The following is a 22,468-nucleotide window of genomic DNA, read 5'->3' on the forward strand; positions in this document are numbered from 1 at the left end:
TCGCACGAACGCACAACGAGCCGACGGCGGACCCGGAATCGGGATGGTGGCATCGCAGGTGCTGACCGTGCCCACGCCGCCCAGGAACGACCGAGCTGTGTCCACGAGGGCCGACAAGCGCGCGGATTGGTCTGCCGGGCGGAATCCGCGCCATGGGCACTGGCTACCGGAGGCCGCGGTTCTCAGCGCGCACTCAGCCGGCCGGCGCCCCGGCGGGCTCGTCAACGGGGACCTCGACACGGGAGCCGATGAGAATGGCACTGGCCAGGCACAGCAGGATCGCTCCGGCGAGGAAGGAAGCCCGGGGGCCGATGCCGTAGTAGACCAGCCCTGTCAGCAGGACCCCCAGGGCGCCGGAGCCCACATTGACCATCTGGAAGGTCATGGAGACCCGGCCCAGCAGACCCTCCGGAACCTGCGACTGGCGGAGTGTGGCCGCGGTGACGTTCCACACCAGGCTCACCGCCCCGTAGCAGGCGACGAACAGCACCGCTGCGGTGGCGGACCCGGCCAGGCCGAGGCCGGCGCAGATGCCCCCCATGATCAACGAGCCGAGCCACAGCACGCGGACCGGGCCGAGCCGGATCCCCAGGTAGGACGCGAGCGGCACACCCGCGATCCCGCCCACCGCGAACACCGACACCAGCAGGGCGTAGCCGGAGCTTCCCAGTTCCAGGGTCTGCCGCGCGTACAGCACCAGAACGGACATCAGGCCGGCCACCACGAGATTGACCAGAGCGGACATGGCGCACACACGACGCAGCAGAGCGTGCCGCCACAACCAGCCGAGACCGTTCAGGGCGTCCTCACGCAGGGACCGCCGCTCGGAAGGAGCGTCTCCGGGCCTGGCCGGAGGGCCGCCCGTCATCAGCAGAATGAATCCCGCGGATGCCATGAATGACAAGGTGTCAATGCCGAGCGGGAGTGCCGGTGTGATCTCGTAGAGCACCGCTCCCACCGGGGCGCCCAGCAGGCTCCCGGCGATCAACCAGCTCGCCTGGAGGCGGGCGTTCGCCTTGGTCAGCGATTCGGGCGCCACCAAGGAGGGCACGAGGCCGGCCCAGGAGCCGCTGTAGAGCGTGTGGCCGCAGCCGAGCAGAAAGGCGACCCCTGCCAGCAAGGGGATCGACAGGGCGTCGAACACCGTGAGCAGAGCGACACCGGCCATGGTCGCTGCCCGCGCCATGTCGACGAGCCACAGCACACGACGGCGCTCGAGCCTGTCCGCGAGGACACCGGACAGCAAACTGACCAGGAGCCACGGAAGTTGTCCCGCGAAAGCCACCAGGGCGACCTGCCGGGCGTCGTCGGTGAGGTCGGCGGTGAGCAGGGGAAGGGCAACCTGCCGCATGCCGTCACCCAGACTGGAGACGGTCACGGCGGCCCAGACGCCGTAGAACTGCCGCGGCAGTTGCAGGCGGGGCTTTCGTCCTGGAAATCGCATAGGAGGTTTCGGTAGATCAGTGGACCTGGGACATCAGGGGTCGAGAGCGCGAATCCGGGAATCTCGAGGAAGGTCGCGACGACCGCGACGGCCGGATCGCAATCCAACCTCAATGGTTCGCCCATTTTTTCACCAAACGGAACACACCGGCGAGCACAAGATCATCGGCGGGTTTACGGTGCCCGAACTTTTGGAGATCCCCGACGTCACCCGACGTCACCCGACGTCCCCCAACACTGAACACGGGACGCGGACCGGATCGGGGCCCTGGGGCCGGCTGATCCGGTCCACGTCCGCGCGCGGGCCGCGGTAGTGCTGCCACCACTCGCTCTTGCGGGGCGCGACATCGATACGACCTGTAGGCGACTGGTCGCCTACTGCACCTCACGGAGATGCAGCCGTCGCGGACACCAGGTCAGCTCTCCGGCATCACGGGTGAGTCGACGTCCAGGTCGGCGAGCGATGCGCCGTACGCGGCGAACCGCTCGCCGTCCCACAGGGGCGCCGGCACGCCGGGTACGGGCTCGTCGCCCCGCATGAAGAGGACCTCGGGGCCGCCGGGGGTGAACAGGAAGAGCATCTTGGCGTGACGGGTGCTCTTGTTCAGGAAGCGGTGCCGGATGCCCGGCGGGACGTAGAGGAAGTCCCCCGACCGCGCGATGATCTTCTCGTCCCCGTTGAGGAACTCGAGTTCACCGTCCAGCAGGTAGAAGGCTTCGCTGTTGCGGTTGTGGACATGTGCCACCGGCCCCGCGCCGGGCGGTACATCCGCCTCGACGAAACCCAAGTGCCCGTCGGTGATGTCGGTGTGGACCTTGACGGAGTAGACGTTGTCGGACACCCACTTGGTGATGCCTTCGCCGGCGGGCACGTGGATGGCTCCACGTTTCGTCCAGCGAGGGTCGTCGGTGTCTATCTGCGGCATGGGAAGGCTCACCCAGGACTCCTCATAAGGGAAACAGGCGCGGTCGACCCCGGCGCCTGACAGCTGTCAGACCAGCCGCTCCTGACAGCTGTCAGGAGCGGGGGTCCCACCCCGATCCGCAGCACACCTGACCGGACCGCTACCTGCCCCCGTCAAGGGGCGGCGGTAATCTTCCGATCGGACGCCGCATCTCGTCGCCGGGAAGAGGGCCGTCGCGAACCATGTGGAAAGTGAAGGAACTTACGGTGTCCTCCGGCATTCCGCCGCTCGGCCCGTAAGAAATCAGAAGGATGAGTTGGGGTTTCAGTGGCGCAACAGGGCGCGATGGACGACAGGTCGGACCACCACCGCCGGACGAGAGCGCCGCAGGTCGACCTCGACGATTCCGAGATCCTTCAGCGCGGTCTTGAAGCATTCGCCGAATTGGGCTACTCGGGCGCGTCCGTCCGCGAACTGGCCAAGCGCATGGGCGTCAACCACAACTTCATCAACGACCGCTTCGGATCGAAGGAAAAATTCTGGCGCGCGGCGCTCGACCACGCCCTCAGGGCACCGATCCAGCAGCTCATCACCATCCTCGACGGCGACCTCGAGGACGTCGAGAAGTTCACGTGCGCCGTCAGAACCTTCCACTCCCTGGCCGCGAACATGCCCCACGCGAACCGCATCATCTCCGACGAGTCCGTTTTCGCGTCCGACCGGCTGAACTATCTCTACAGCGAGTACACCGGCCGATTCATGGCAAAGCTCGAACCACTCGCTCAGCGACTCATGACTTCGGGCCGAATGCCGGCCATGAGTATGGACGTCCTGTTCAGTGCACTCACCGGGCCCGCGGTCGTCATGACCCAAAGACAACTCGTGCACCGCATGAATGAAGCGGGAGATTCATCGACCGACGAGTGGCGGCAAAAGACCGCCGCCTTGGCCGAGGTGGTCCTTCGAGGCCTGCTCACCTGAACGACCGGCCCGCGTGCAGCCTTCGAGGATTATTTCACGAGTAAAACACCTGTTAAGCTTGTAGGCATGCCGAACCTCTTCCACCCCCTCCGCGACGCCCTGCGGCTGCGCACGGTCCAGGACCTCTGGCATCAGCGGGCCGTCAGCGTGGTCGTCGCCGTGGGGATCGTGGAGGGGGTGCTGCTGGCCCTGGGGCGGCTGGACCTGGTGCTCTATGCGGCGGGCGGTGGGCTGTGCGCGCTGTACGGGCACGGGCTGCCGTACGCCGCGCGGGCGCGGACGCTCGCGCTGGTCGTGCTGGGCATGGCGGCCGGCGGCGCGGTCGCGCTGACAACGGCCGCGCTGACGGAGGTGACGGCGGTGCGGGTCGCCGTCGCGGCGGCGCTTGCCGCGGCGCACAAGGTGGTGTGCGACGCGACGCGGATCGGGCCGCCGGGGAACGTGATCTTCACCTTCGTCGCGGCGAGCGCCGCGTTCGTGCCGCAGACCCCGGCGCAGGTGCCCGCGCACGTGGGGCTGATGGTGCTGGGCGGGGCCGTCGCCTGGCTGGTGGGCATGGCGCCGGCGCTGGTGCGCCCGCACGGTCCCGAGCGCGCCGCCGTGGCGCGGGCGCTGGAGGCCCGGGCGCGGGTCCTGGCCGACGACGGGAGCGCGGCGCGGGCCCGGCACGAGGCGACCGCGGCCGTGAACGCCGCGTGGCACACGCTGCGGGCCGCCGCGCCGGGCGCCCACCGCGCGGGGCTGGAGCGGCTGCTGGCCCGCGCCGATGCCACCGGCCCCGCGGGGGCGCGACGACTCGCCACCTGGGCCCGGGAACTGCGCACGGCACGGGCCTTGCCGGGGGCCGCGGGCGTCGCGACGGACAGGGAAGCCCGCACCGGGCCGCCGCCGGCGCCGTTCCACGGCCCCTCGATGCGGCACCTGGCCCCGATCGGCCTGCGGGTCGGCCTCGGCAGCGCGGCGGCGGGCTGGGTGTCGGCGGCGCTCGGCGTGGACCGTCCGTACTGGGCCGTCGTGACCGCCGCCGCCGTGCTGGCCGCCAACACCGCCCTGTCCTGGCGGCGGGCGCTCCAGCGCGTCGTGGGCAATCTGCTGGGCGTGCTGCTGTTCACCGCGCTCGTGCCCTTCACGGCCGCCGGCGCGGGTGCCCTGGTCGTGACCGCGCTGGCGTGCAACTTCGCGGCGGAGGCCACCATCGCCCGCAACTACTGGCTGGCCAGCGCGTTCGTGACGCCGATGGCCATGATCATGACCGAGTTCGCCGGCATGCAGCCCGCGGGCCGGCTGGTCGCCGATCGCTGGCTGGACACCGTCGTGGGCGCGGCCGCCGGGCTCGTGGTGTGCTTCGCGGTTCCGAACCGGCGCGCCGGACGGCGGGTCGGCACCGCCCTGGACCGACTGGAGGACGAGCTCGCCGCCCCGCTGCCGCGGGAGCCCCGGCTCACCGCGGCCCTGCTGGAGCTGCGCGAGGCGGCCGACACCGCCTCCGGCGAGTGGTGGAGCGGCCCCCTGCCCGAGGAGCGGATCACCGACGCGGAGCGGCGCGGGCACCTCGCGCTGGCGGGCCGCCGCGGTGGCCGGTCCGTCACCGCTGCTTGACGACGCGTACGATCATGCGGACGCCGCCGGAGCCGCCGGCGTACGAGGGAAGGACATCGCGCGTGGAGGACGCCGTCGCGACGGTGCTGCGCCAGTGGCAGGGCGTGCACCCGGAGCTGGACTTCGCGCCCGTCGCCGTGATCGGGCGCCTGAACCGGAGTACCGCGCTCCTGCAACTCGCCGTCGACGCGCCACTGAACCGCGAAGGCCTCACCCGACCGGAGTACGACATCCTCTGCGCGCTGCGCCGCGTCGGCGGCGAACTGACGCCCGGACGTCTGGCACGTGAAACCTTCGCGTCGGGGGCGGCGGTCACCAAGCGGATCAAGGTGCTGGAGGAGCGCGGCCTGATCGGGCGCCGGCCGGACGACCGCGACCGCCGGGTCTCGCACCTGCGGCTGACCCCCACCGGCCTGGCGCTGGTGGACCGCCTGCTCCCGGAGCAGCTCGCGTACGAGGAGGGTCTGCTGTCCGGGCTGCCGGACGGACGGCGCCACGAGCTGGCCGAAATCCTCGGCGAACTGCTGCTGCTGCTCGAAGGCCGCTTGGGCGCGCTTTCCGGGTGAAGCGGCACCGAACGGCACCGCGCCCCCAGTGATTCAGCGAGCGCACATCTCCACTCTCCGCAAAGGACATGCCAAGGCAAGGCGCCGACGGGACAGATAGGGGTGTCCCCGTCCCCCTGACCAGGGAATCGCGCCATGACCGCTTCGTACGAACTCGCTCCCGTTGTCGACAACGTCGTCGAACGCCCCCGCTATTCGGTGAGCCTCGCCCAGGACGAGGCCGAGGTGCGGGCCGCGCAGCGTCTGCGGCACCAGGTGTTCGCCGGGGAAATGGGCGCCGTGCTGGACACGCCCGAACCGGGCCTGGACGTCGACGCCCTCGACGCCTTCTGCGACCACCTGCTGGTGAAGGACGACCACACCGGCGACGTGGTGGGCACCTACCGGCTGCTGACCCCCGCCAACGCCCGCCGCGCGGGGCGCACCTACTCCGAGAGCGAGTTCGACCTCGCCCGGCTCGCCCCGATCCAGCACGACCTCGTCGAGGTCGGCCGCTCCTGCGTGCACCCCGACCACCGCGACGGTGCCGTCGTCGCGCTGATGTGGGGCGGCATCACCCGCTACATGGCGACCACCGGCCACAACTGGCTGGCCGGCTGCTGCTCGGTGCCGCTCGCCGACGGCGGCTCGACAGCGGCCGGCGTCTGGGACCGGGTCTCGGCCAAGTACATGGCCCCCGAGGAGTACCGGGTCACCCCGCACCGCCCTTGGGACCCGACGGGCCTGACCCGCCCGGCCCGTGCCGCGCTGCCCGCGCTGCTCCGCGGCTACCTGCGGCTGGGCGCCTGGATCTGCGGCGAGCCCGCCTACGACCCGGAGTTCGGTGTCGCCGACCTGTTCATCCTGCTGTCGCTGGAGCGCACGGACGAGCGCTACCTGCGCCACTTCGGCGCAATCGGTTCGCTCGGCTCCCTCGGAAGCTCCTGATGGCCGCGACATGGTGGTCGCCGGTCTCGCCCTGCACCCCGCAGGCCTGCGTGACCGGCGAAGGTCCCCTGGTGGGCCGGCTGCGCCGGACGGTGCGCTACGTCACCGTGGCCGTGGTGCTGCTGATCGGGATCGTCCTGGCCGTCCCGGTGGCCGTGCTCTGCCCTCCGGCGCTGCGCGACTCCCTGGTCCGCACGTGGATGCGGTCGGTGGTGACGGCCTTCGGCATGGAGGTCCGGGTGCCGGTCCCACCGGCGGCGCGCGAGCGCGGCCGGGGGCTGCTGGTGGTCGCCAACCACGTGTCCTGGATGGACATCCTGCTGATCGCCTCCGTCCTCCCGGGACGCAACGTCGCCAAGTCGGAGATCCGGGGCTGGCCTGTGCTCGGCCCGCTGTGCGTGCTCGGCCGGACGATCTTCATCGACCGCGAGCGGTTCCGGACCCTGCCGGACACCGTCGGCGAAGTGCGGGAGGCGCTGCGCGGCGGGGCCACGGTCGTCGCCTTCCCGGAGGGCAGCACCTGGTGCGGCCGTGAGGAGGGCCGCTACCGCCGTGCGCTGTTCCAGGCGGCGGTGGACGCGGGTGCCGACGTGCAGCCCATCCGGATCCACTACCGGCTGGCGGACGGGTCGCGCAGCATGGCCCCGGCGTTCGTCGGGGAGGACACGCTGATGGACTCGGTGCACCGGGTGGTGGCGGGCCGCGGGCTGAACGCCGAGGTGTCGGTGCTCCCCGCGATCCCCGCGGGCACGTGGCCCGACCGCCGCGCCCTCGCCCTCGCGGCGGACCGGGCGGCGCACCGGGTCGAGGTGCCCGCCGCACGGCAGCCCGAGCTGCTGCCGGTACCGGTACCGGCGTCGGCCGAGGTGATCGAGGTCGTCGAGGTGGCGCCGCCGGTCGTCATCCCGTCCCCCGTCGTGCAAGCGGCCGAGCCGGCCGCGAGCCTCCCCTGACGCCCAGCGCCCGCGAATCCCACGGTGCCCGTCCCCGCCCCCGGGGGGACGGGCACCGTCGCGTCGTGCGCAACGGCCGCCGCCGGCCCCCGGGTTGGGGCTGCGCCATGCCCTCTTGTCCGGTCCCTCTCGAGTCATGACAATGTCCATGCCAAAACCGAAAGAACTTCGGTCTCGAGAGGACCCCCCACATGAAACGACCTCTCAGAGGTGCCCTGGCGGCCGTTCTGACCGCCCTCGCGGCAGTCGCCTGCCTCGGGTTGTCCACCGCGCCCGCCTCGGCCACGAGCCGGGACGCCACCGGTGTGCGCAACGCCGCGCCGGCCGCGCCCGCCGCGGTCACCGTGAACTTCGCCGGCACGGTGTCGCTCAGCAACTGCTCCGGCTCACTCATCCGCTTCCCGGCCTCGGCGTCCACCGACCCCGCTCTGGTGCTCTCCAACGGCCACTGCCTCACCAGCGGCTTCCTGGACCCCGGCGAGGTGCTGCTCAACCAGTCCTCGACCCGCACCTTCGGGCTGCTCAACGCCTCGGGCCGCAACGTCGCCACGCTGCGGGCCACCAAGCTCGCCTACGCGACGATGACCGACACCGACATCTCGGTGTACCAACTCAACCGCACCTACGCGCAGATCCAGTCCTCCTACGGCATCTCCGCGCTGGAGCTCTCGGCCGCCCATCCCGTGCAAGGCGCCGCGATCAAGGTGGTCTCCGGCTACTGGAAGACCATCTACACCTGCAACATCGACGGCTTCGTCTACCGGCTCAAGGAGGGCGACTGGACCTGGAAGGACTCGGTCCGCTACACCTCCGCGTGCAACACCATCGGCGGCACCTCCGGTTCACCGGTGATCGACACCTCGACCGGCAAGGTCGTGGCGATCAACAACACGGGCAACGAGGACGGCGGCCGCTGCACCCTCAACAACCCCTGCGAGGTGGACCAGAACGGCACGGTCACGGTCCGCCAGGGCATCAACTACGCCGAGGAGACGTACGGGATCGGCGCGTGCGTGACCACCGGGAACCAGTTCAATCTCGGCCTGGCGGGGTGCACGCTCCCCAAGCCGTGACGCCCCCGGCGCCGCTCAGCGCCCGTACATCGCGTCGATCTCGGCAGCGTAGGCCTCCTCGACGGCCCGGCGGACGAGCTTGCGCGACGGGGTGACCAGACCCTCCTCCTCGGTGAAGGAGGCGGCCAGCACGCGGAAGGCACGGATCGACTCCGCCTTCGACACCCGCGTGTTGGCCGCCGACACCGCGCGCCGCACCTCCGCCTCCACCTCCGGGTCGCGCACCAGCTCGCGCAGCCCGGCCGGGGGCCTGCCGCGCAGCCGCAGCCAGCGTGCGGCGGCCTCGCCGTCGAGGGTCACCAGCGCGGTGACGTAGGGCCGGTCGTTGCCTATGACCAGGCAGTGCTCGATCAGCGGGTGCTCGCGGACGCGTTCCTCCAGGACCGCGGGCGAGAGGTTCTTGCCGCTGGTCGTGACGATGATCTCCTTCTTGCGGCCGGTGATGGTCAGATACCCCTGCTCGTCCAGGAAACCGAGGTCGCCGGTGGCGAGCCAGCCCTCGCGCAGCGCCTCGGCGGTTCCCTGCGGGTCGCCGAGGTAGCCGGAGAAGACCGTCGGGCCGCGCAGCAGGATCTCGTCCTGCTCGGAGATCAGCACCGAGGTGCCGGGCACGGGGTGCCCGACCGTGCCGTAGCGCACCTTGCCGGGTGGGTTGGCGGTGGCGGCGGAGGTGGACTCGGTCAGTCCGTACCCCTCGTAGACCGTCACGCCCGCGCCCTCGAAGAACAGCCCCAGCCGGCGCCCCATCGTCGAGCCGCCGCTGACCGCGTTGCGGACCCGGCCGCCCAGGGCCTCGCGCACCCTGGCGTACACCAGCCGGTCGTAGATCCGGTGCAGGACGCGCAGCGCCGCGCTCGGCCCGGGGCCGGTGCCGAAGGCGCGTCGCTCGCGGGCCTCGGCGAAGCGCACCGCGACGTCGGCGGCCCGGTCGAAGACGCCGAGGTTGCCGCCTTCCTCGGCCTTGGACCGCGCGGCGTTGAAGACCTTCTCGAAGACGTACGGGACGGCGAGCATGAACGTCGGCCGGAAGTCGGCGAGATCGGGCAGCAGCGCGGCCGCCGACATGTCCGGCTGGTGGCCCAGCCGCACCCCGGCCCGGACCGCGCAGATCTGGATCATGCGGCCGAAGACGTGCGACAGCGGCAGGAAGAGCAGCACCGAGGGCGGCTCCGCGGTGCCGGTCTCGAAGATCGTCCGCCAGTGGGCGATGACGTTGTCGCACTCGGCCATGAAGTTGCCGTGGGTGAGCACGCAGCCGCGCGGGCGGCCGGTGGTCCCCGAGGTGTAGATCACGGTGGCGACGGCGTCGGGGGTGACCGCCAGCCGGTGCCGGTGCACCACGTCCTCGCCGATCCGCTCGCCGTCCGCCATGAGCTGCTTGACGGCCCCGTTGTCCAGCTGCCAGACCCGCGTCACGGCGGGCAGGTGCTCGATCACCGAGCCGAGGGTCATGGCGTGGTCCTCGTGCTCCAGCACGCAGCCGACCGCACCGGTGTCGTGCAGGATCCAGCGCAGCTGCCCGGCCGAGGAGGTCGGGTAGACCGGCACCGGCTGGGCCCCGATCGTCCACAGGGCGAAGTCGAAGAGGGTCCACTCGTACCGGGTCCGCGACATGATCGCGACCCGGTCGCCGAAGCGCACGCCGTGCGCGAGCAGCCCCCGCGCCAGCGCCATGACCTCGTCACGGAACGTGGCGGCGGTCACGTCCTGCCACCGGCCGTCCTCCTTGCGGCCCATCCGCACCTCGTCCGGCACCCGCGCCGCGTCCTCGAACACGACGTCGGCGAGCCCGCCGACATGGGTCGCGGGGACCAGTGCGGGCAGACTGAAGGCACGCACACGTGCTCCTCGTGGGGTTGGAGCGGGCCGGGAGCGTAACGTAACCGATCTCTCACGCACTGTCCGGCCGAGGCCGGGCGGGACGGGGCTTCTTCACCAAACCTCCCCCCACGGGCGATCCCGAGAGATCATGGGATCAGGAGGTGACTCCATGACCACCAGGATCCGACTCCACGGCGGCCCCGGGGACGGTCTCACACTCGGCATCGCCCTGGTAGCCGGGGGCCCGCCCCCCGAGGGCATCCTGTACGACCCGATGGCGATCACCGTGCAGGACGCCGGGCTGCACCAGGCGTGGCCCGACAGTGCGGCCTTCTACAAGCGCCTGGAGCACATGGCCGACGAGCCCTGGGACTACGCGTACGAGAGCGAGGCCACCGCGCCCCTCGAGTGATCCCGCGCCCGGCGGCCGTCACGTCACGTGAGCGGTCACGCGGAGCGACCGCGCGGCGTGGGAGCACGGGACCAAAGTCCTCAAGGCCGCCGAGTTTTTGGCCGTCCGCCGCCGCGTTTCGTACAGTTCCCCAGGAAGCAGCGGGAACACACGAACCGGGGACGACGGCGGGCATGACGGCGACCGAGAACGAGCAGGGCACGGCAACGACGTGGGAGGGCGTCCCCGGCATCGACCCGGAGCGTCTGGAGCTGTGCCTCGGCGTCCTGCGGGAACTGGACGACCTGCCGGTGGACCACCCGGACGCGATCACCGTCCGCAAGGCCACGGCGGGCATCTACCGGACCGTGAAGCAGCGCCGCCGCCAGGAGCGGCGGGCGTCCAAGACCGCCCACGACAAGTTCGTCACCGAGGCCACCGCGACCGGCTCGGCGGAGCGCATCGACGACGAGACCCAGGGGCTGCTGCCCTCCTCGTCGACGCTGGGCGAGATCGCGGGCGTGCTGCAGCGGCCGCGCTCCTGCTACGTGTGCAAGCAGCGCTACGTCGAGGTGGACGCCTTCTACCACCAGCTGTGCCAGTCGTGCGCCGCCTTCAACCGCGCCCGCCGCGACGCCCGCACCGACCTGACCGGCCGGCGCGCGCTGCTGACCGGCGGCCGGGCGAAGATCGGCATGTACATCGCGCTGCGCCTGCTGCGTGACGGCGCGCACACGACGATCACCACGCGCTTCCCGGCCGACGCGATCCGCCGCTTCAAGGCGATGCCCGACAGCGACGAGTGGATCAGCCGGCTGAAGATCGTCGGCATCGACCTGCGCGACCCGGCCCAGGTCGTGGCACTGGCCGACTCGGTCGCCGCCGAGGGCCCGCTCGACGTCCTGATCAACAACGCGGCGCAGACCGTGCGCCGTTCCCCGCAGGCGTACGCCGAGCTGGTGGCCGCCGAGTCGGCGCCGCTGCCCGCCGGTGAACTGCCCGTCTCCGAGGTCCTCGGCACGTTCGGGAGCGGCGCCCAGCCGGCCCTGCCCGGCCCGCGCCGGGACGGCGCGGCGCGCGCCCAGGAGGTCACGGAGCTGGCGCTGGTCAGCGGTTCGGCCTCGCTCGCCCGGATCGAGGCGGGCACCGCGATCGACGCCGGCGGCCTGATCCCCGACCTGGACGCGGAGAACAGCTGGAGCCGCGCGGTCGGCGAGGTCGACCCGGTCGAGATGCTCGAAGTGCAGCTGTGCAACGAGACCGCCCCGTTCATCCTGGTCAGCCGGTTGCGCCCTGCCATGGCCGCCTCACCCGCGCGCCGCACCTACGTGGTGAACGTCTCCGCCATGGAGGGCAAGTTCAGCCGCGGCTACAAGGGCCCCGGCCACCCGCACACCAACATGGCCAAGGCGTCCCTTAACATGCTGACCCGCACCAGCGCGCGGGAGATGCTGGAGACCGACGGCATCCTGATGACCAGCGTCGACACCGGCTGGATCACCGACGAGCGGCCGCACCCGGAGAAGTCCCGGCTCGCCGACGAGGGCTTCCACGCCCCGCTCGACCTCATCGACGGCGCGGCCCGGGTCTACGACCCGATCGTCCGCGGCGAACTGGGCGAGGACCTGCACGGGGTCTTCCTCAAGGACTACGCGCCGACCGAGTGGTGAGGCCGCGCGGCCGGGCGGGACGGGCGGCGCGCGACTACGATCGACGGTGTGGCTGAGCGCCGACTCGCGCCGTCCGCGCCCGAACTCGTGCTGGAGACCGCCGGGGACACCCTGGTCCTGGTCCCGGGCAGGATGTACCGCGTCGGCCGTGATCCGGACAGCGACATCGTCCTCGACGACCCCCGTGTCTCGTGGCACCACGCCGTCCTGCGCACGGTCGCCGGGCAGTGGGTCCTGGAGGACGCCGGGAGTTCCAACGGCACCTTCGCGGACGGCAGGTACGTCCGCCAGTGGGGTGTGGGCGCGGGCAGTGTCGTCCGCTTCGGCCATCCGCTGACCGGGCCGTGGGCCCGGCTGACCCGGGCCTCGGCCGCACCGGTCTACCGGCCGCCCCCGATCGCCTCGCCGCTGGCGACCGGCACGTTCCGGCAGCCGACGTCGGTGCGGCCGCTGCCCGACGACACGATCCACATCGGGCGTGCGCCCGACAACGACCTGGTCGTCGAGGACCTGCTGGTCTCCCAGCACCACGCGGAACTGCGGGCGCTGGCCGGCGGCGGCTACGAGATCGTCGACCTGCACAGCCACAACGGCACCTATCTGGACGGCCAGCCCGTGGAGCGGGCGACGGTGCACCAGGGCGACATCATCGACGTCGGCCACGCGGTCTTCCGGCTGGTGGGCGACAAGCTCCAGCAGTTCACCGACACCGGCGAGGTGTCGCTGTGCGTCCGCGACCTGTCGGTGACGGTGGAGGGCGGCAGCAGGACGCTGCTGGACAACATCTCCTTCCCCGTCGGCGAGAAGAGCCTGCTCGCCGTCGTGGGCCCCAGCGGTTCCGGCAAGTCGACGCTGCTCAACGCGCTGACGGGGCTGCGCCCGGCGGACCGGGGCACGGTGCTCTACGACGGCCGCGATCTGTACCGCGAGTACGCCGATCTGCGCCAGCGCATCGGCCTCGTGCCGCAGGACGACATCCTGCATCTCCAACTGCCCGTCCGTCGCGCCCTGTTGTACGCCGCCGAGCTGCGCTTCCCCGGTGACACCGCCCGGGAGGAACGGGAGGCCCGGGTCGACGAGGTGATCGCCGAACTCGGGTTGCGGGCCCGTGCCGGCCAGCCCGTCCACACCCTCTCCGGCGGCCAGCGCAAGCGCGTGAGCGTGGCGCTGGAACTGCTGACCAAGCCGTCCCTGCTCTTCCTGGACGAGCCGACCTCGGGGCTGGACCCGGGCATGGACCGCTCGGTGATGACGATGCTGCGCGGGCTCGCCGACGACGGCCGCACGGTGGTCGTGGTGACCCACAGCGTGCTCAGCCTGGAGGTCTGCGACCGGCTGCTCGTCATGGCGCCGGGCGGACGCATGGCGTACTACGGACCGCCGGACGAGACACTGCCGTTCTTCGGCTTCCGGCAGTGGCCGGAGGCCTTCGAGGCGTTCGAGAACGAACGGCGGCGGGACTGGGCGGGCCAGTACGAGTCCTCCACGCTGCACGACGAGTACGTCACCGACGCGATGGAGCAGATGGAGCCGCCCGGCCCCACCTCCCGCCCGGCCGTGGCACCGCCCAAGCCCCAGCACTGGGGCGGCCAGTGGTGGACGCTGGTGCGCCGCTACACGGCGTCGCTCGCGGCCGACCGCACCTTCCTGGCGATCATGGTCGCGCTGCCGTTCGTCATGGGGGGCATGGCCCGCGCCCTGGCCGGCGGCGCGCTGACGCAGCAGAACACGCTCAACGTGCTGCTGATCCTGTGTGTCGGCGCGGTGCTCACGGGCGCCGCCAACGCGGTGCGCGAACTGGTCAAGGAACGGGTGATCTACCGGCGGGAGCGGGCGGTCGGCCTGTCCCGGTCGGCCTATCTCTGCTCCAAGATCGCGGTGCTGGGGCTGATCACGGTCGTCCAGGCGGTCGTCCTGACGATGGTCGCGCTCGTCGGGGCCCGGCTCAGACCGGGCGGCGGCAGCGGGGTCTTCACCAGCCCGCTGCTGGAGATCACGGCGGCCGCGGCACTACTGGCCTTCACGTCGATGATGCTCGGCCTGGTCGTCTCGGCGCTGGTGCGCAAGGAGGAGGTGACCATGCCGCTGCTGGTGCTCGTCGCCCTCGTGCAGGTTGTCTTCTGCGGCGCGCTGCTGAAACTGCACGGGGTGCCGGGGCTGGAGCAGTTCTCCTGGCTGGTGCCCGCGCGCTGGGGACTCGCGGCGATGGCCGCGACGCTCGATCTGGGCGCCCTGGTCCCGGGCCGCATCACCTCCGACCCGCTGTTCCGGCCCGACCCCTGGGTGTGGGCCCTGGACATGGGCGCGATGGCCGCCCTGTCGGTCGTCATGGCCTTCGTCGTCGCCCGCCTCCTGCGCCGCCAGGAGCCGACCGTGATGCGCCGGTAGGCCGTCGGCCCGTCCGCCCCGGCGGGCGGGGTCTCCCGCCCCGGGATCCGGCGGGCCGGCACTGCGCCCGCACGGCGGTGCCCGAGGCGTCCCGGATGCCGCACCGGCAGGCGAAGGCCGCCCGGCACAGGTAGGCCCGTCACCGCTGTGGGCCAGCCCCTCGACGTGCTGCGATCGGGCCCCGCCGCAGGGCCGACCACAAACGACGGAGCCGCCAAGGCCGGGGCGGCAGAAGCCGGCCGCCGTGCGCCGCGCCCCGCACGGCGAGGCTGCCGAGAAGACCGGTCGCGACACCTCACGCCCCGGCAACGCCGAACGCGGCCCCCAGGTCGAGGACGCGGATCACGAAACCGCCGAGACCGGCGGTGCCCGAGGCGTCCCGGATGCCGCACCGGCAGGCGAAGGCCGCCCGGCGCAGGTAGGCCCGTCACCGCGGTGGGCGGTGCGCCTCGGCGTGCTGCGATCGGGCCCCGCCGCAGGGCCGACCACAAACGACGGAGCCGCCGGTGCCAGAGGGGTCGCGGGTGCCGCGTCGGCAGAGGCAAGCAGCCATACGCGGGTAAGCCTGAGCAGGCGGCCCCGGCCGTCCCTCGATCCGCCCCGGCGGCGCCACGCCCGCACGACGGTGACGGCACCCCACACCGCAGCACGGCCAACCGCCGACGGAGCCGCCGAGGCCGGGGCGGCAGAAGCCGGCCGCCGTGCGCAGACACGCCCGACGACCTGCCACCTCGGCGGACGGGCCCCCATCCATGCCCCGCTATCCGGCCCTGCGGCGCGCCCCGCACGGCGAGGCTGCCGAGAAGACCGGTCACGACACCTCACGCCCCGGCAACGCCGAACGCGGCCCCCAGGTCGAGGACGCGGATCACGAAACCGCCGAGGCCAGCGGTGCCCGAGGCGTCGCCCGTGCCGCGCCCGCAGAAGCCAGCCGTCATACGCAGGTATTGGCCCGGGCGGGCGGGCCCCCCGGCGGCGCCACGCCCGCACGGCGGTGACGGCACCCCACACCGCAGCAAGGTCAACCGCCGACGACGGAGCCGCCAGTGCCCGGGGCACCCCCGACGCCGTGCCGGCAGGGGAAGGCCGCCAGGCGCACGCAAGCCCGTCACCGCGGGGGGCGAGGTCTCCGGTCGCGCCGCGCTCGCGCGGCGAGGCTGCCGAGGAAGCCGGTCACCGCGCCCCATGCCGCGGCTAGGCCGACCGCGGCGGCCAGGTCGGGGACGAGGACGACGGAGCCGCCGAGGCCGCCGGTGTCCGAGGGGTCGCCGATGCCGAAGAGGGAGAGGCCGTAGTGGGCGTCGATCCAGGTGAGGAGGCCGACCAGCAGCATGGCGGCCGCGGCGGCCAGCGCCAGGCGGACGGCGTTGCGGAGGTGCCCCGCGCCCGGAGGGGCGCGGCGGGCGGAGGCCCAGCCGGCGGCGAGCATGGCGACGGCGGCGGCCACGAGGAGCCACCAGGCGCGGCCGTCCTGCCGGGTGAGGGAGGCGAGGTCGAGGGTGACGTCGCCGTCGCCGCCGGTGCGCAGGACCCGGGCGAGCGGCTCGGGCACCGGTAGTCCGAGGGCGCCCTTCACATGGCCGTGCCAGCTCGCGCCGAGGCCCAGTCCGAAGGCGAGCCAGGCGAGGTTGGGCAGTCCGAGGAAGACGACGGCGAGGGTCTCGCCCGCGTCCGTCCGGGTGTCGGCCGTGACCAGGGCGGCGATCAGCGCCGCGACGACGTACGCCAGGAGCACCGCGGTCATCGCGCGGGCGGCGGGCCGCACCGCGGCGTGGGGCGGCCCGAGCCGGGGCGGCAGCGGGACGCGCCGGGACACGGCGAGGGCCAGCAGGAGGACGACGACCAGCCACAGCAGGCCCAGTCCCACGGTGGTGCCGACGAGGGCGTGGAAGCCGACGGTCGGGGTGGTGCCCAGCAATTGGGCGATCTCGTCGAGGTACTCGTTACCCGCGGTGAGGGCGAAGCTGTGCCGGGCGCCGAAGGCGATCAGCAGCAGGGCGACGATCCACAGCAGGGCGGTTCGCAGGACGAGCCACAGCAGGTGGCCGCCCGACAACGCGGCGTGGGACCGCAGGGGCCGCAGGAACGCGTAGGCGGTCACGAGGGCCCCCGCCAGCGCCACGGAGAGCGGGACGGCGGTGATGCCCGCCTGCGTCTCGGCGATGAAGCCCGCGCCGCCGTCCAGGGCGACCCGTCCGCCGACGGCCATGACCACGGTCGCGGCTATGACGGGGACGAAGGCGCCCTGCGGCAGTTCCGAGGCGCCCGCGAGCCAGAGCCCGAGGGCGGCGACGACCAGCATGACGGCGAAACCGGCGACGACGACGCCGAGGGCGTGCAGCCAGCCCCGTGCCGGCCCGAGGACGGGGCGGGGAACGGGGGGCTCGTGGCGGCTCACGCTGTCAGGCTATGCAGCCGCGGCGCGGCCCGCCCGTCCGGATTGTCCTCTGTGTGGTGGCCCGCAGGGGCTAGGAGTGCTCCTGCAGACGGGGCCCGTACAGGTCGACCATCCGGGCGCGCGCCGCGCCGAGCCGCTGCGCGATCGTCTGGGCGGCGGCGAGCACCACGGCCTGGCCGAGCACGGGATCGTCCTTGAACAGCTCGCGGACCTCGGCCGCGACGAACTCGTACGCGCCCACCGTGCCCAGCGCGTGCGCGGCGAGCTGCCAGCGGTAGGGCGGGAACAGCCAGGACCAGCCGACCAGTTCGCCCGGGCCGAGAGTGTCCACGGAGACCGGGCCGCGGCCGGGCACGTCCATGTCGAGGGAGACGGCGCCGGACTCCACGACCCAGAAGCGGTCGGCGAACCTGCCCTCGTCGAAGATCCGCCAGTTCTGCGGAAAACTCACCCGCTTGGCGTGCTCCAGGAAGACCCGTCGGTGGTGCAGCGGCAATGAGTCCAGCATGGTCACCGTACTGCTCATGAACGTCCTCCCGTGCCGTCCGAGCCCTTTGACCTCAGGGTACGGTCACGGGCCGGGCGTCGCAGGAAGGTGTCCGGAGAACCAGTCACGCGCCAGGTGTGCGACCTCGTCGAGTGCGCCGGGTTCCTCGAACAGATGCGTGGCTCCCGGGACGACATGCAGCAGGCTGGGGCAGGTGAGCTCCGCCTGGGCGCGGCGGTTCAGTTCCAGGACGGTGTCGTCGCGGCCGCCCACGATGAGCAGGGTGGGGGCGCGCACCGTGCGGAGCCCGGGGCCGGTGAGATCCGGGCGGCCGCCGCGGGAGACCACGGAGGAGACCTCGGCCCCGGGGTCGGCGGCGGCCCGCAGCGCGGCGGCGGCGCCGGTGCTCGCGCCGAAGTAGGCGACGGGCAGGTTCTCCCGGCGGGCCCAGCGGGTGACGCCGGTGAGGCGTTCGGCCAGCAGTTCCACGTCGAAGACATTGGCCCGGTCGGTCTCCTCCGCGGGGGTCAGCAGGTCGAACAGGAGCGTGCCCAGCCCGGTCTGGTTCAGGGCGGCGGCCACGGCGCGGTTGCGGGGGCTGTGCCGGCCGCTGCCCGTTCCGTGGGCGAAGACCACCACGGCGCGCGCGTCGGCGGGCATGGTGAGCGTGCCGGCCAGCCGCACCCCGGCGGTCTCCACCTCGACGTCGGTGGTCCGGGGGCCGCGGGCCACGGCCTGCTTCAGCAGGCCCGAGACCTCGTCGTCCTGGGTCTGCGAGAAGTCGTGGTACCACTCCCCGACCGCGAAGAACACGGGCGGCACCGACAGGCACACCACGTCGTCGGCCGCGGCGCGCAGCGCGGGCATCGCCTGCGACGCGGCCACCGGCACGGCCAGCACGACGCGTGCGGCGCCGCGGGTGCGGGCCACGGCGCAGGCGGCCAGCGCGGTGGCACCCGTGGCGACGCCGTCGTCCACGACGACGACCGTGCGGCCGGCCAGTTCCGTGCCCGGCCGCCCGTCGCGGAAGCGGTGCGCCTGCCGGGACAGCTCGGCCTCCTCGTGCCGCTCGACGGTGTCGATGTCGTCCGGGGAGACATGGCTCATCCGCACGATGTCGTCACTGAGCACCCGGGCGCCGCCCTCGCCGATGGCGCCGAAGCCGAGTTCGCGGTGGTAGGGGACGCCGAGTTTGCGGACCACGATGACGTCCAGGGGCGCGTGCAGGGCCTGGGCCACCTCGTAGGCGACGACGACGCCGCCGCGTGGCAGGCCGAGCACGACGGGGTTGTGGTCCTCCAGATGCCGCAGCCTCCCGGCCAGCTGCCGTCCGGCATCCGCGCGATCTGTGAAGTGCATGGTTCACCCCCGCGGGCGGGACATGCGGGACTCCTTACGGCCTACCCTGAATATGTCCAGCAAGCAAACGGCAGGGACCGCGCGATGCCCGTGCTCGTCGGAACGTCCGGGTGGCAGTACAAGGACTGGCGAGAGGTCCTGTACCCGCCGGAGGTCCCGCAGCGGCTGTGGCTGGAGGAGTACGCCCGGCACTTCCCGACGGTGGAGAGCAACAACGCGTTCTACCGCCTCCCGTCGCGGGACACCTTCGCCGCGTGGCGCGAGCACACCCCCGACGGGTTCGTCGTGGCGGTCAAGGCCAGCCGGTACCTGACGCACATGAAGCGGCTGCGCGATCCCGAGGAGCCGGTGCGCCGGCTGCTGACGCACGCCGAGGGGCTCGGCGACCGGCTCGGTCCGGTGCTGCTCCAGCTGCCGCCCAACCTGCGCGCGGACGGGCGCGTGCTCGACGGGTGCCTGCGGTGCTTCCCGCGCGAGGTGCGGGTGGCGGTCGAGCCCCGGCACCCCTCGTGGTGGACGCCGGAGATCCGGGCCCTGCTGGAGCGGCGCGGTGTCGCGCTGTGCTGGGCCGACCGGCGGGCCCGCCCCGCGACCCCGCTGTGGCGCACGGCGGACTGGGGCTACGTGCGGTTCCATGAGGGCATCGCCCGTCCCTGGCCGCGGTACGGTGCGCGGGCGCTCACCACGTGGGCCCACCGCATCGCGGACACCTGGCCGAAGGACTCCGACGTGTTCGTCTACTTCAACAACGACCCGGGCGGCGCGGCCGTCCTGGACGCCGACGCCTTCACCGCGGCGGTCCGCGGGGTGAGGCCGTCGTGATCCGGCGCAGTGTGCTCGTCTCCGGTGACGTGCAGGGCGTGTACTTCCGTGACACCTGCCGGCAGACGGCGCTGGAGGAGGGGGTGAGCGGCTGGGTCCGCAACCTGCCCGACGGCACGGTGGAATCGGTCTTCGAGGGCCCCGCCGACGCGGTCGGCCGGATGGTGGAATGGGCGCACGAGGGGTCTCCCCTGTCGATCGTGGACCGGGTCACCGTCCGCGAGGAGGAGCCCGAGGGCCTCACGGGTTTCGAGGTCCGCCCGACTCCGTGGCGGGGCTGAGCAGCAGTTTCCGGCTGGGCTCGTCGGCCCACAGGGAGTGCGGGTCCACGTGCGGGCGGAGCAGAGCGGTGAGCGGGGTGTCGGCGCGGCCGCCCAGGGCGTCCGAGGCGATCTTGCGGGCCACCCCGGCGAGGAAGTCCGCGAGCTGCACCCGGGGATCGGACCGGGACTCGACGAGGGTGAGCGACGCGAGCCGGGACGGCGGCGGCAGGATCGCCTCCAGCCGGTGGACGCGTTCCTCGGTGAGCGTGTTCTGCCGGTCGTGGACGACGGAGACGGGGTGTCCGTCGCGGCCGAAGTGGCCGATGGTGCGGGCCAGGGACGGGAGCAGCGGGTCGAGCTCCGGCAGCGGCGGCGGCCCGTCCGCGACGCGGGCCCGGAACGCCTCGGCGCGGGGCCGGGTGTGCCGCAGGCGCGCCGCGAGAGGCGTGCCGGGCAGCGCGTCGAGCGTGCGGAAGAAGGCGTCGACGGGCGCCGGTCCGGCGTCGCGGTTGCGGGTGCGGACGAGGTCGTTGGCCGACTCAAGGAAGCGGCGCCACTGCGCGGCCGGGAGGGCGGCCCGGCCCTCTCGGTAGAGCGGTGCGGCCTCGGCCCGGTCGTCCAGCAGCACCTCGGCGACGCGGCGCACGACGAGGAACGCCTTGTCGGTGAGGTGGACCCGGGCGTCGGGCGGGAGCGGCCCCGACGGGCCGAGGAACCACTCCAGGACCGGCCGGTGCTTCTCGCGGAGCAGGTGGTTGGCCTTGTACTCCTGGGCCGGTGAGCGGATCCGGTCGCGCATCTCGCGCAGGCAGGCGTCCGCGTCGGCGGGGTCCATCCGCACGCCGGCGTGGGCGAACACGTCGGTGTTGCCGCCGATGAGGTTCTCGCCGTCCGACCCGGACTCGTCGCAGGCGATCTCCAGGACGGGACCCGTCGTCACCGTGGCCTCCTCGGTCGTCCGGTCGTGGCCGCTCGCGGGCCATCCTCGGTGATCCGGGCGGCGCGCTCCAGGGGATTTCCGCGCGGTGCTCGGTACTTCTCCCGAGCCGCGGCCCGCCGGGCGCCCGTGTCCCGGCGGAAGATCGGGCATCCTCCCGATGCCCGCCGGTGTGTTCCCCTGTCAGCCTCGGCAGGGCACGCGACCACGATCCGCACCCGCACGAGGCAAGCGAGGCCCCCTCCCGATGAACCACCGCACGCAGGGGGCGACATGACCCTCTCCCCCGCGCGGCCCCGGTCCGTCGCCGGAACCGGCACGGACGACGGCACCTGCGCGCTGCGCGCGGGCCGGATGTTCGACGGCTTCACCCTGTCCGGCGCGGCGACCGTGCACGTCAGGCGCGGCCGAATCGTCGCCGTGGACCGGACGGGGACGATCCCGCCGGGCGTACCGCTGGTCGATCTGGGCGACGACGCGTGCCTGCTGCCCGGGCTGGTGGACGTCCGCGCCCATCTGGCCCTCGACGCGGGGCCGGACACCGCGGGCGCGCTCCTCGCGGCGGACGACGAGCGGCTCCTCGCGCGCATGCGTGTCGCCGCCCGCACGGCCCTGCGCGCGGGGATCACCACGGTCAGGGACGCCGGGGACCGCGGCTTCCTCGCTGCGGCCCTCGCGCGTGAGACCGCCGCCGATCCCGGTCTGGGGCCCGAGATCCTCGCCTCGGGGCCGCCGATCACCACACCCGGAGGGCACGGTCATCTCCTGGGCGGCGCGGCGGCCGGTACGCGCGCGCTGGTCGGCGCCGTACGGGAGCGGCACGCCCGGGGCTGCTCCCTGGTGACGATCATGGCGAGCGGCGACGCCCGCACGCCGGGCTCGGACCCGTCCCGGGCCCAGTACACGCGCGAGGAGCTGCGGACCGTGGTCTCCGAGGCCCATCGCCTCGGCCTCCCGGTGGCGGCCCACGCCCACGCCACCGAGGCGATCGCGGACGCGCTGGCCGCGGGGGCGGACAGCCTGGAGCACGCGTCGTTCCTCGGCGGCCGGGGGACGGTCGAGGAACTGAGGCTCCAGGCCCTGATCGCGGGCAGCGGCACCTTCGTCGGCATGACGCCGGTCCGGGAGGCGGGGGCGTACGCCGACGGCGTCCACACCGCGTACCGGGCCCTGGCCCGGCTCGGCGCCCGGATCACGGTGGGGTCGGACGCGGGCACGGCGCCCGACCGACCGCACGGCACCCTGCCGGACGCCGCGATGGAGCTGGCGGCACTCGGTGTGTCCCCGCTGACGGCGCTGAAAGCCGTCACCAGCCAGGCGGCGGCCGCGTGCGGGGCCGGGGGCCGCAAGGGCCGCATCGGCGCCGGTGCGGACGCCGACTTCCTCGTGATCGACGGCGACCCGCTCGCCGGGCTCACCTCGCTCCGCGACATACGCGCCGTCTTCCGCGCGGGCGTACGGATCCGCTGACACCCGCCATGGGGT

Annotated in this window: 19 protein-coding genes; 12 read left to right on the top strand and 7 right to left on the bottom strand. The window is 73.0% G+C overall.

What is annotated here, in order from left to right:
• Positions 1 to 193 precede the first annotated feature (193 nt).
• The gene (locus ACIP64_RS24400) at positions 194 to 1,444 is read right to left on the bottom strand and encodes an MFS transporter (protein WP_401590462.1); all 1,251 of its coding nucleotides are present in this window, start codon (positions 1,442 to 1,444) and stop codon (positions 194 to 196) included.
• A 415-nt stretch (positions 1,445 to 1,859) separates the two neighbouring features.
• Positions 1,860 to 2,381 carry a cupin domain-containing protein gene (locus ACIP64_RS24405; protein WP_401590464.1) on the bottom strand — a complete coding sequence of 174 codons (522 nt, stop codon included), beginning with the start codon at positions 2,379 to 2,381 and terminating at the stop codon, positions 1,860 to 1,862.
• A 294-nt stretch (positions 2,382 to 2,675) separates the two neighbouring features.
• On the opposite strand from ACIP64_RS24405, the gene ACIP64_RS24410 reads away from it, so the two are divergent.
• From ACIP64_RS24410 to ACIP64_RS24435, 6 genes are all read left to right on the top strand, one after another.
• Entirely contained in the window at positions 2,676 to 3,329 is a 654-nt protein-coding gene (locus ACIP64_RS24410) for a TetR/AcrR family transcriptional regulator (RefSeq protein WP_401590467.1), read from the top strand.
• Between the two features lie 66 nt (positions 3,330 to 3,395).
• Positions 3,396 to 4,928 (top strand): FUSC family protein, encoded by a 1,533-nt coding sequence (locus tag ACIP64_RS24415; protein ID WP_401590470.1) that lies wholly within the window; start codon positions 3,396 to 3,398, stop codon positions 4,926 to 4,928.
• 14 nt (positions 4,929 to 4,942) lie between these two features.
• Positions 4,943 to 5,494 carry a MarR family winged helix-turn-helix transcriptional regulator gene (locus ACIP64_RS24420; protein ID WP_401590473.1) on the top strand — a complete coding sequence of 184 codons (552 nt, stop codon included), beginning with the start codon at positions 4,943 to 4,945 and terminating at the stop codon, positions 5,492 to 5,494.
• A 135-nt stretch (positions 5,495 to 5,629) separates the two neighbouring features.
• The gene (locus tag ACIP64_RS24425; protein ID WP_401590476.1) at positions 5,630 to 6,421 is read left to right on the top strand and encodes a GNAT family N-acetyltransferase; all 792 of its coding nucleotides are present in this window, start codon (positions 5,630 to 5,632) and stop codon (positions 6,419 to 6,421) included.
• Positions 6,421 to 7,374 (top strand): lysophospholipid acyltransferase family protein, encoded by a 954-nt coding sequence (locus tag ACIP64_RS24430; RefSeq protein WP_401590479.1) that lies wholly within the window; start codon positions 6,421 to 6,423, stop codon positions 7,372 to 7,374. The genes ACIP64_RS24425 and ACIP64_RS24430 overlap by 1 nt, the downstream gene beginning before the upstream one ends.
• Positions 7,375 to 7,565: 191 nt before the next feature.
• A complete protein-coding gene (locus ACIP64_RS24435; RefSeq protein WP_401590482.1) occupies positions 7,566 to 8,447 on the top strand; it encodes a serine protease in 882 nt (293 codons plus the stop codon).
• A 15-nt stretch (positions 8,448 to 8,462) separates the two neighbouring features.
• Here ACIP64_RS24435 and ACIP64_RS24440 read toward each other — a convergent pair whose 3' ends face one another.
• On the bottom strand, positions 8,463 to 10,286 hold the full coding sequence (locus tag ACIP64_RS24440) for an AMP-dependent synthetase/ligase (protein ID WP_401590485.1): 1,824 nt from the start codon (positions 10,284 to 10,286) through the stop codon (positions 8,463 to 8,465).
• Positions 10,287 to 10,437: 151 nt separating this feature from the next.
• On the opposite strand from ACIP64_RS24440, the gene ACIP64_RS24445 reads away from it, so the two are divergent.
• From ACIP64_RS24445 to ACIP64_RS24455, 3 genes are all read left to right on the top strand, one after another.
• Positions 10,438 to 10,680 carry a hypothetical protein gene (locus ACIP64_RS24445; RefSeq protein ID WP_360899803.1) on the top strand — a complete coding sequence of 81 codons (243 nt, stop codon included), beginning with the start codon at positions 10,438 to 10,440 and terminating at the stop codon, positions 10,678 to 10,680.
• 173 nt (positions 10,681 to 10,853) lie between these two features.
• Entirely contained in the window at positions 10,854 to 12,329 is a 1,476-nt protein-coding gene (locus ACIP64_RS24450; protein ID WP_401590488.1) for an SDR family NAD(P)-dependent oxidoreductase, read from the top strand.
• 48 nt (positions 12,330 to 12,377) lie between these two features.
• A complete protein-coding gene (locus ACIP64_RS24455; protein WP_401590491.1) occupies positions 12,378 to 14,717 on the top strand; it encodes an FHA domain-containing protein in 2,340 nt (779 codons plus the stop codon).
• A 1,108-nt stretch (positions 14,718 to 15,825) separates the two neighbouring features.
• Here ACIP64_RS24455 and ACIP64_RS24460 read toward each other — a convergent pair.
• The 3 genes from ACIP64_RS24460 to ACIP64_RS24470 all read right to left on the bottom strand — a co-directional run bounded on the left by ACIP64_RS24460 (position 15,826) and on the right by ACIP64_RS24470 (position 18,961).
• Complete coding sequence (locus ACIP64_RS24460; protein ID WP_401590493.1) at positions 15,826 to 17,115, bottom strand: streptophobe family protein; 1,290 nt, start codon at positions 17,113 to 17,115, stop codon at positions 15,826 to 15,828.
• Positions 17,116 to 17,185: 70 nt separating this feature from the next.
• The gene (locus ACIP64_RS24465) at positions 17,186 to 17,641 is read right to left on the bottom strand and encodes a cyclic nucleotide-binding domain-containing protein (RefSeq protein WP_360899791.1); all 456 of its coding nucleotides are present in this window, start codon (positions 17,639 to 17,641) and stop codon (positions 17,186 to 17,188) included.
• A gap of 45 nt (positions 17,642 to 17,686) precedes the next feature.
• A complete protein-coding gene (locus tag ACIP64_RS24470; protein ID WP_401590498.1) occupies positions 17,687 to 18,961 on the bottom strand; it encodes an alpha/beta family hydrolase in 1,275 nt (424 codons plus the stop codon).
• A gap of 84 nt (positions 18,962 to 19,045) precedes the next feature.
• On the opposite strand from ACIP64_RS24470, the gene ACIP64_RS24475 reads away from it, so the two are divergent.
• Both ACIP64_RS24475 and ACIP64_RS24480 read left to right on the top strand, forming a co-directional pair.
• Entirely contained in the window at positions 19,046 to 19,783 is a 738-nt protein-coding gene (locus tag ACIP64_RS24475; RefSeq protein ID WP_401590501.1) for a DUF72 domain-containing protein, read from the top strand.
• A complete protein-coding gene (locus ACIP64_RS24480) occupies positions 19,780 to 20,064 on the top strand; it encodes an acylphosphatase (RefSeq protein ID WP_401590503.1) in 285 nt (94 codons plus the stop codon). Before ACIP64_RS24475 ends, ACIP64_RS24480 begins: the two co-directional genes overlap by 4 nt.
• Here the strand turns inward: ACIP64_RS24480 and ACIP64_RS24485 are convergent.
• A complete protein-coding gene (locus ACIP64_RS24485) occupies positions 20,024 to 20,986 on the bottom strand; it encodes a DUF3800 domain-containing protein (RefSeq protein ID WP_401590506.1) in 963 nt (320 codons plus the stop codon). The two genes, ACIP64_RS24480 and ACIP64_RS24485, sit on opposite strands and share 41 nt — an antisense overlap.
• A 270-nt stretch (positions 20,987 to 21,256) precedes the next feature.
• On the opposite strand from ACIP64_RS24485, the gene ACIP64_RS24490 reads away from it, so the two are divergent.
• Positions 21,257 to 22,453, top strand: a complete 1,197-nt coding sequence (locus tag ACIP64_RS24490; protein WP_401590509.1) for an amidohydrolase family protein — start codon at positions 21,257 to 21,259, stop codon at positions 22,451 to 22,453.
• Positions 22,454 to 22,468: the final 15 nt, after the last annotated feature.

It is taken from the genome of Streptomyces sp. NPDC088733 (assembly GCF_044751185.1).
In the GTDB taxonomy this organism is placed as follows: Bacteria; Actinomycetota; Actinomycetes; order Streptomycetales; family Streptomycetaceae; genus Actinacidiphila.

Bases quoted from the DNA above. Each gene is read 5' to 3' on its own strand.
- ACIP64_RS24400 (WP_401590462.1), bottom strand. From the start codon at position 1,444: ATGCGATTTCCAGGACGAAAGCCCCGCCTGCAACTGCCGCGGCAGTTC.
- ACIP64_RS24415 (WP_401590470.1), top strand. From the start codon at position 3,396: ATGCCGAACCTCTTCCACCCCCTCCGCGACGCCCTGCGGCTGCGCACG.
- ACIP64_RS24420 (WP_401590473.1), top strand. From the start codon at position 4,943: ATGCGGACGCCGCCGGAGCCGCCGGCGTACGAGGGAAGGACATCGCGC.
- ACIP64_RS24425 (WP_401590476.1), top strand. From the start codon at position 5,630: ATGACCGCTTCGTACGAACTCGCTCCCGTTGTCGACAACGTCGTCGAA.
- ACIP64_RS24430 (WP_401590479.1), top strand. From the start codon at position 6,421: ATGGCCGCGACATGGTGGTCGCCGGTCTCGCCCTGCACCCCGCAGGCC.
- ACIP64_RS24435 (WP_401590482.1), top strand. From the start codon at position 7,566: ATGAAACGACCTCTCAGAGGTGCCCTGGCGGCCGTTCTGACCGCCCTC.
- ACIP64_RS24445 (WP_360899803.1), top strand. From the start codon at position 10,438: ATGACCACCAGGATCCGACTCCACGGCGGCCCCGGGGACGGTCTCACA.
- ACIP64_RS24450 (WP_401590488.1), top strand. From the start codon at position 10,854: ATGACGGCGACCGAGAACGAGCAGGGCACGGCAACGACGTGGGAGGGC.
- ACIP64_RS24465 (WP_360899791.1), bottom strand. From the start codon at position 17,641: ATGAGCAGTACGGTGACCATGCTGGACTCATTGCCGCTGCACCACCGA.
- ACIP64_RS24470 (WP_401590498.1), bottom strand. From the start codon at position 18,961: ATGCACTTCACAGATCGCGCGGATGCCGGACGGCAGCTGGCCGGGAGG.
- ACIP64_RS24475 (WP_401590501.1), top strand. From the start codon at position 19,046: ATGCCCGTGCTCGTCGGAACGTCCGGGTGGCAGTACAAGGACTGGCGA.
- ACIP64_RS24490 (WP_401590509.1), top strand. From the start codon at position 21,257: ATGACCCTCTCCCCCGCGCGGCCCCGGTCCGTCGCCGGAACCGGCACG.